The organism is Klebsiella sp. HMSC16C06, from assembly GCF_001808325.1.
Taxonomy (GTDB): domain Bacteria; phylum Pseudomonadota; class Gammaproteobacteria; order Enterobacterales; family Enterobacteriaceae; genus Klebsiella; species Klebsiella variicola.
Window position 1 is genome coordinate 1 of the sequence record NZ_KV793020.1, and the last position, 5,694, is coordinate 5,694.

Sequence of the window (5,694 nt, forward strand, 5' to 3'; positions counted from 1 at the left end):
TGACGTTCAGTGCAGCCGTCTTCTGAAAACGACATTTGGTGCCGACGTCTGTCAACAATAGTCACATTACCCGTCATTTTATTTATGACACGTAAAGGTTGCATTTTAATGATAATGTTACACTTGCGTGTATAAGCATAAGGATCAGGGATGGCCAACAAAAATAAACTCCTCAGCATTCTTTCGGACGCCGAGCAGGAGGCACTGTATGGCCTCCCGGATTTCGATGATGCTCAGCGACTGGAGTTTCTGGCGCTGGATGAATCTGAGCTGGCACTGGCCTGTAGTCGTCAGGGGCTTCACGCTCAAATTTATTGCATCCTCCAGATCGCTTACTTTAAAGCCAAACACCTGTTTTTCCGCTTCGGGTGGGACGATGTTAAGGATGACTGTAATTTTATCCTGAGCCGTTATTTTCATGGTGAGCCACTTCCTGAGCAGTCCCCCACTAAGCATGAGCGCTATGCTCAGCGGGAAAAAATTTGCGCCCTTTACGGTTACCGGCCCTGGTCATCTGCACTGTCTTCACAACTCGAACATCAGGCCATTCACATTGTTCGTCGTGATGTGACTCCTGGCTTTGTCGCCACGGAGCTGATCATATGGCTCAACGAACATAAAATCATCCGCCCCGGTTACACCACGCTCCAGGAACTGGTGAGCCGGGTTCTTTCTGATGAAAGGCTGCGACTGGAGCGTATTCTGGCTGAGCGGCTTGATGACACGACAATTGCCGGGCTGGACAAGCTGATTGGGCGTGATGATACGCTTTCCCGGCTTGCTGTCCTCAGGCAGGATGCGCGTGACTTTGGCTGGCGTCAGATGGTCCACGAACGGGAAAAACGTGCCATCCTGGAGCCACTACACCGCAAAGCCTGTGACATCTTACCGGCACTGAATATTTCCCAGCAAAATCTGTTGTACTATGCCAGCCTGGCAAATTTCTATACCGTTTACGATCTTCGCAACCTGAAGCCCGGGCAGACCCGTCTTTATCTGCTGTGCTATGCCTGGATTCGTTATCGCCAGTTCAGCGACAACCTGGTGGATGCGATGTTTTTCCATATGAAACAGCTTGAGGGTGAAAGCCGCAGCGTGGCTAAACAGCTTATGGCTGATGTACAGGAAAAACACCGTCGTGAAACGACTAAAATCGGGCGTCTGCTGTCGCTTTATGTTGATGACAGTGTTCCCGACCCCACGACCTTTGGTGAAGTCCGCCGCCGTGCCTGGAAAATCATGCCGCGGGAGGCACTGAAAAGTACCGCTCAGCGCATGAGTGTAAAACCCGTCAGCAGACTGGCGCTACAGTGGCAGGCAGTGGATAGTATGACAGCATTAATCCGGCGTCATCTGCGACCATTATACCTGTCACTCGATCTCACCAGCGTGGTCCGGGACAGTCCGTGGGCTGAGGCACTGAACTGGCTCAGAGTAGTGTTCGGCAAAAAGCAGACGCTTTCGCAGCGGTCAGTTGAGGAATGCCCGCCAGAAACGTTACCCGCACGGCTGCGTCCGTACCTGCTGGAATACGGAGAGGATGGTGAGCCCACAGGCCTGAATGCCGGGCGCTATGAGTTCTGGCTCTACCGTCAGATAAGAAAGCGTTTTCAGGCAGGTGAATTCCACCTTAATGACAGTATCCGGCACCGCCATCTTTCTGATGAACTGGTACCGGAAGGGGAACAGGCCGCCGTGCTGGCTGAAATGAAGATCCCCTTTCTGCAAAAGTCCATCAAAACGCAGCTAAAAGCGCTGTCATCCGAACTGCACCGGCAGTGGAAGGCGTTCAACCGGGAGCTGAAGCAGGGGAAGCTGAAACATCTGGAATACGATAAAGACACGCAGAAGCTGACCTGGCATAAATCGGTGATCAGCCGTCATAAGGCGCAGGAGAAGCGTTTTTATGAGCAACTACCATTCTGTGACGTGACCGACGTTTTCCGTTTTGTTAACGAACAATGCCGGTTCCTCCCCGCCATGAAGCCACTACAACCCCGTTATGCCAAAAAAGAAGCGGATGCAGACAGCCTGATGGCGGTCATCGTTGCCCAGGCGATGAACCATGGCAATCATGTCATGGCGAGAACCAGCGATATTCCGTTCCATGTGCTGGAGACCACTTACGAACAGTACCTTCGCCTGGCGTCGTTGCTGACGGCCAATGACTGCATCACCGATGCCATAGAGATACTGCCGATTTTCCCGCACTATTCGTTTGATCCGGAGACCCTTTATGGCGCCGTTGACGGGCAGAAATTTGGTGTTGAGCGCCCGACAGTGAAAGCCCGGTATTCACGTAAATATTTTGGTCGCGGTAAAGGCATGGTGGCTTACACACTGCTGTGTAACCACATCCCAATCAACGGATACCTGATTGGCACAAACGACTACGAAGGGCACCATGTCTTTGATATCTGGTACCGCAACACTTCAGCCGTGAAGCCTGGGGCCATTACCGGAGACATGCACAGCATCAACAAGGCCAACTTTGCGATCCTGCACTGGTTTGGCCTTCGATTTGAACCTCATTTTACCGACCTGAACAGGCAGTTTTCGGAGCTGTACTGTACCAGAGAGCCCTCGACATATAAGAAGTGCCTGATTCATCCTGCCGGACAGATTGACCTGGACCTTATCACCCGTGAAAAAAGCAATCTCGAGCGCATCGTCGCCACACTGGGGATGAAGGAAATGACGCAGGGAACGCTGATCCGCAAATTATGCACATATACAACGGCTAATCCGACAAGACAGGCAGTATTTGAATATGACCGGCTGGTTCGCAGTATTTACACACTGAAGTATCTGCGCGATCCTCAGCTGGAACGCAATATCCGCCGTTCCCAGAACCGGATTGAATCTTATCACCAGCTGCGTGCCGCAGTGGCCAAAGTCGGCGGGAAGAAGGAGTTAACCGGAAAAAATGACATTGAAACAGACATCAGTAACCAGTGCGGGCGGCTGATTTCCAACGCGATCGTGTATTACAACTCGGCGATCCTGTCGCGATTGCTGGAACGACTGGAAGCGGAAGGCAATGCCAAGGGCATTGAGGCTCTGACCCGGATATCACCGGTGGCCTGGCAGCACATTTTGCTGAACGGGCATTATACCTTCCAGAGCAGCAATGAGATTATTGACCTGGATGCGCTGGTTGCCGGACTGAAACTGGGATAACGGAAAAATCTGGGGTTCCGGCGTAGAACCCCAGTCACCGGAAACCGTCTGCACCTGGTACACCCGGTGGAGCGACGAGTTTGACGCGCGTGAGCTTGCACCTGCCTTCTGGCACTGGCGATCGCGATATGCTTCGCTGGCCTCTCTGGACTGGCTGCGGGATGCCGGGGAGCCGCTGTGTGGTGTCATCCATGAAATCAGCTTCATTGTGAGAGAGACGCCGGAGTCTGTGCGTCAGGCAGAACGCTGGCAGGTCCCGAACAAGCTGACACACCGGAGCCACGGATGAAGTGGCGCTATTCCCTGCGCTGGAAACTGCCGCACAGGCCCTGCCCGGGTCCACTGGAGCTGGTTTCCGTTGTCGTGGAGGCAGGGCAGGCGACACCTGAAGAAGTGATGTCTTGCTGGGTGGCGGGCGCTGGATATGCGGTATGCGTGGATTTTCTCGACGAGAGGCAGATTAAGCGATGGAGCGACGAGCGGAAAGCCGCCGCCCGCCACCGGAATCTGGTGCGCCGCATCAACAGGATTGCGCCCTTGTTTGCCGACGAGCTGATCGAGCGGGAGCTTGAGAGCAGACCCGGATATTTTCGCGGCAAATCAGAACGATGATGGCGCGATACCTGGTCAGTCTGGCAGCGGGTAAGGTATACTGGCAGTGGCGCTTGAGGCTTTTTGCCTCATGACGTAAAGGTGGTTTGTTACCGTGTTGTGCGGCAGAAAGCAGAAAGCCCCGAGTAATTTTTTCAAATTAACCCGAGGCCCACTGAATGTCTAGTCAACACCAGTATGGCCTCTTACCGTGCAATTTGCAAGGAGGAGTACACCATGAAACTACCGCGAAACACCCTGGTCTGGTGCGTATTAATCGTGTGTTTAACGCTCTTGATATTCACATGCCTGACCCGGAACCGCTTATGCGAAGTCCGGCTGAAGGACGGGAACAGGGAGGTCGCGGCAAGCCTGGCTTACGAATCCAACGGTAAGTAGCAACCTGGAGGCGGGGGAAACCCCGCCTTTTCAGGGCTGCGTTGGTCTGACATGCCTGAAGCGCCTTTATGAAGGGGTTACCGTTCGCCGGTAGCCCCTTTTTCCTCTATCTATTCATGTTAAGGCTAATGTACGCATCCATTAGCTATTACCGGGAAGGTTATTTTTCCCTGTTCCGTGCTGCACGGATGCCTGTCTGATAGTGCTTTTTCACACTTGCAATATCACTCAGGGTGGAGGCCTGACAGGAGTATGCGGCAAGACGGTAGCGGGAAGCTATTTCATCCAGGATGGCAGGCGTATTATCGCGGCTGCGGTGCTGGCGACCCTTCTGCCCAAAAGTGGCAACAATTATGTCCTGGCTACCCGAGCGGCCGAAAAGGCGCATACAAAGGCGCTTTACAATAAGCGGGGTTAAGTCCAGATCGATGCTGTCAGCTATCTCAAAAATAAAACTCAGCATCCGGTACGTTTTATAGCGCTTAACTGCTGCGCTGAGGCGTGCGGCTCGCTGAGGCAGTTCCCACGAATCATCAGAATAACGCTGCAGTTCAGCCTGATAATCCCGGGTCAGATGTTCGATTGTGTACGTAAAGTTGCGGTAAAAGTAAGCGCGAGACTGTTCAGTCTGTGATTCCTGAGCCATTTTATGCACCAGTTGTTAATGCTAATGGATGCGTACATTAGCATTAATATTTACTGCGCTTAAATTTTGTTCTTCTTGCTTGATTGTGTATGACTTCTGTCATACAGTTGTCTGTGTAATGAACAGCAATTGTTCCACTTAACTCAGTGAGGCGAAGCGCAGTCGCGGGTGAGCCAAAGGAGAGCCAGCATGAACTTCACGATAAAATCCCGTAAAACCGGCGAAATTTTCAGTTTTTACGCACCCGACAGTGGTGGCTATGTTCACCTGGAGTCCCCGGGACGCCCAGGTAGCACAGGTGCTCAGATTTGCCGTGGGGGAGGGTTTATGGGGAGTACGCTTTACTGTGACGCTTCTGAGGACGATCTTGCCAGTGTTGCCCGTAAATGGTACCGACAGTTCGTGAGGGAGCGGCGCAAATTCTTAATGATGTCGGGCCAGTATTCTGAGGTTGACCAGTGAAAAAAGAGATCTCCCGCAACCCCTCTTTCACGCCTTCGCCTAAGCTGCGAGCGCATCTGAACTCCCACAGGGAAGGGGTGACTGAACGGCTGAATAATATCTTTGATCGCTATGCGCATCTGGTTCGCGCCTGTGCCCTTCCTCTCGATGACGACGAAACACAGGTTCTGCTTAATGTTCTGAATGGCTCCGTTGTGGAACCCGCCTTTATTGAATATCTGGCTCAGGAAATTCGGGACTCGGATGATTATCTGGAAGGGATACCCGCAGCTAAATCACTGTATGAAAAGTGTCAGTCAGCGACCTATCCGCAATTGCTGGCCACCGTCGAACGCCTGGAACGATAAGAAAGGCATAACAACACTGGACCCCTTCGGCTCCTGGCCAGCTGCGCTGTCCAGTCGTCGAGCCACACT

The 5,694-nt window shown here is 52.7% G+C and carries 6 protein-coding genes and 2 pseudogenes; 7 read left to right on the plus strand and 1 reads right to left on the minus strand.

The window, feature by feature from the left end; all coding sequences use genetic code 11:
• Positions 1-150: 150 nt before the first annotated feature.
• From HMPREF3142_RS22695 to HMPREF3142_RS22705, 5 genes and pseudogenes are all read left to right on the plus strand, one after another.
• Positions 151-3,180 carry a Tn3 family transposase gene (locus tag HMPREF3142_RS22695; protein WP_070612688.1) on the plus strand — a complete coding sequence of 1,010 codons (3,030 nt, stop codon included), beginning with the start codon at positions 151-153 and terminating at the stop codon, positions 3,178-3,180.
• Positions 3,181-3,211: 31 nt separating this feature from the next.
• Positions 3,212-3,469, plus strand: a pseudogene (locus tag HMPREF3142_RS28590) (plasmid SOS inhibition protein A); the annotation flags it as partial.
• Positions 3,466-3,792 carry a hypothetical protein gene (locus tag HMPREF3142_RS22700; RefSeq protein WP_032752058.1) on the plus strand — a complete coding sequence of 109 codons (327 nt, stop codon included), beginning with the start codon at positions 3,466-3,468 and terminating at the stop codon, positions 3,790-3,792. The pseudogene HMPREF3142_RS28590 and the gene HMPREF3142_RS22700, both read left to right, overlap by 4 nt.
• 158 nt (positions 3,793-3,950) lie before the next feature.
• Positions 3,951-4,103, plus strand: a pseudogene (locus tag HMPREF3142_RS30015) (DUF5431 family protein); the annotation flags it as partial.
• Positions 4,048-4,170 carry a Hok/Gef family protein gene (locus HMPREF3142_RS22705; protein ID WP_085842394.1) on the plus strand — a complete coding sequence of 41 codons (123 nt, stop codon included), beginning with the start codon at positions 4,048-4,050 and terminating at the stop codon, positions 4,168-4,170. The pseudogene HMPREF3142_RS30015 and the gene HMPREF3142_RS22705, both read left to right, overlap by 56 nt.
• A 160-nt stretch (positions 4,171-4,330) precedes the next feature.
• Here the strand turns inward: HMPREF3142_RS22705 and HMPREF3142_RS22710 are convergent, their stop codons facing one another.
• Positions 4,331-4,816 (minus strand): hypothetical protein, encoded by a 486-nt coding sequence (locus tag HMPREF3142_RS22710; protein WP_032752057.1) that lies wholly within the window; start codon positions 4,814-4,816, stop codon positions 4,331-4,333.
• Between the two features lie 189 nt (positions 4,817-5,005).
• On the opposite strand from HMPREF3142_RS22710, the gene HMPREF3142_RS22715 reads away from it, so the two are divergent.
• Together HMPREF3142_RS22715 and HMPREF3142_RS22720 are read left to right on the plus strand one after the other, a co-directional pair.
• Complete coding sequence (locus HMPREF3142_RS22715) at positions 5,006-5,278, plus strand: hypothetical protein (protein ID WP_042939475.1); 273 nt, start codon at positions 5,006-5,008, stop codon at positions 5,276-5,278.
• A complete protein-coding gene (locus HMPREF3142_RS22720) occupies positions 5,275-5,625 on the plus strand; it encodes a hypothetical protein (RefSeq protein ID WP_004152758.1) in 351 nt (116 codons plus the stop codon). Before HMPREF3142_RS22715 ends, HMPREF3142_RS22720 begins: the two co-directional genes overlap by 4 nt.
• The last annotated feature ends 69 nt before the right edge of the window (positions 5,626-5,694 follow it).

Bases quoted from the DNA above. Each gene is read 5' to 3' on its own strand.
- HMPREF3142_RS22695 (WP_070612688.1), top strand. From the start codon at position 151: ATGGCCAACAAAAATAAACTCCTCAGCATTCTTTCGGACGCCGAGCAG.
- HMPREF3142_RS22700 (WP_032752058.1), top strand. From the start codon at position 3,466: ATGAAGTGGCGCTATTCCCTGCGCTGGAAACTGCCGCACAGGCCCTGC.
- HMPREF3142_RS22710 (WP_032752057.1), bottom strand. From the start codon at position 4,816: ATGGCTCAGGAATCACAGACTGAACAGTCTCGCGCTTACTTTTACCGC.
- HMPREF3142_RS22715 (WP_042939475.1), top strand. From the start codon at position 5,006: ATGAACTTCACGATAAAATCCCGTAAAACCGGCGAAATTTTCAGTTTT.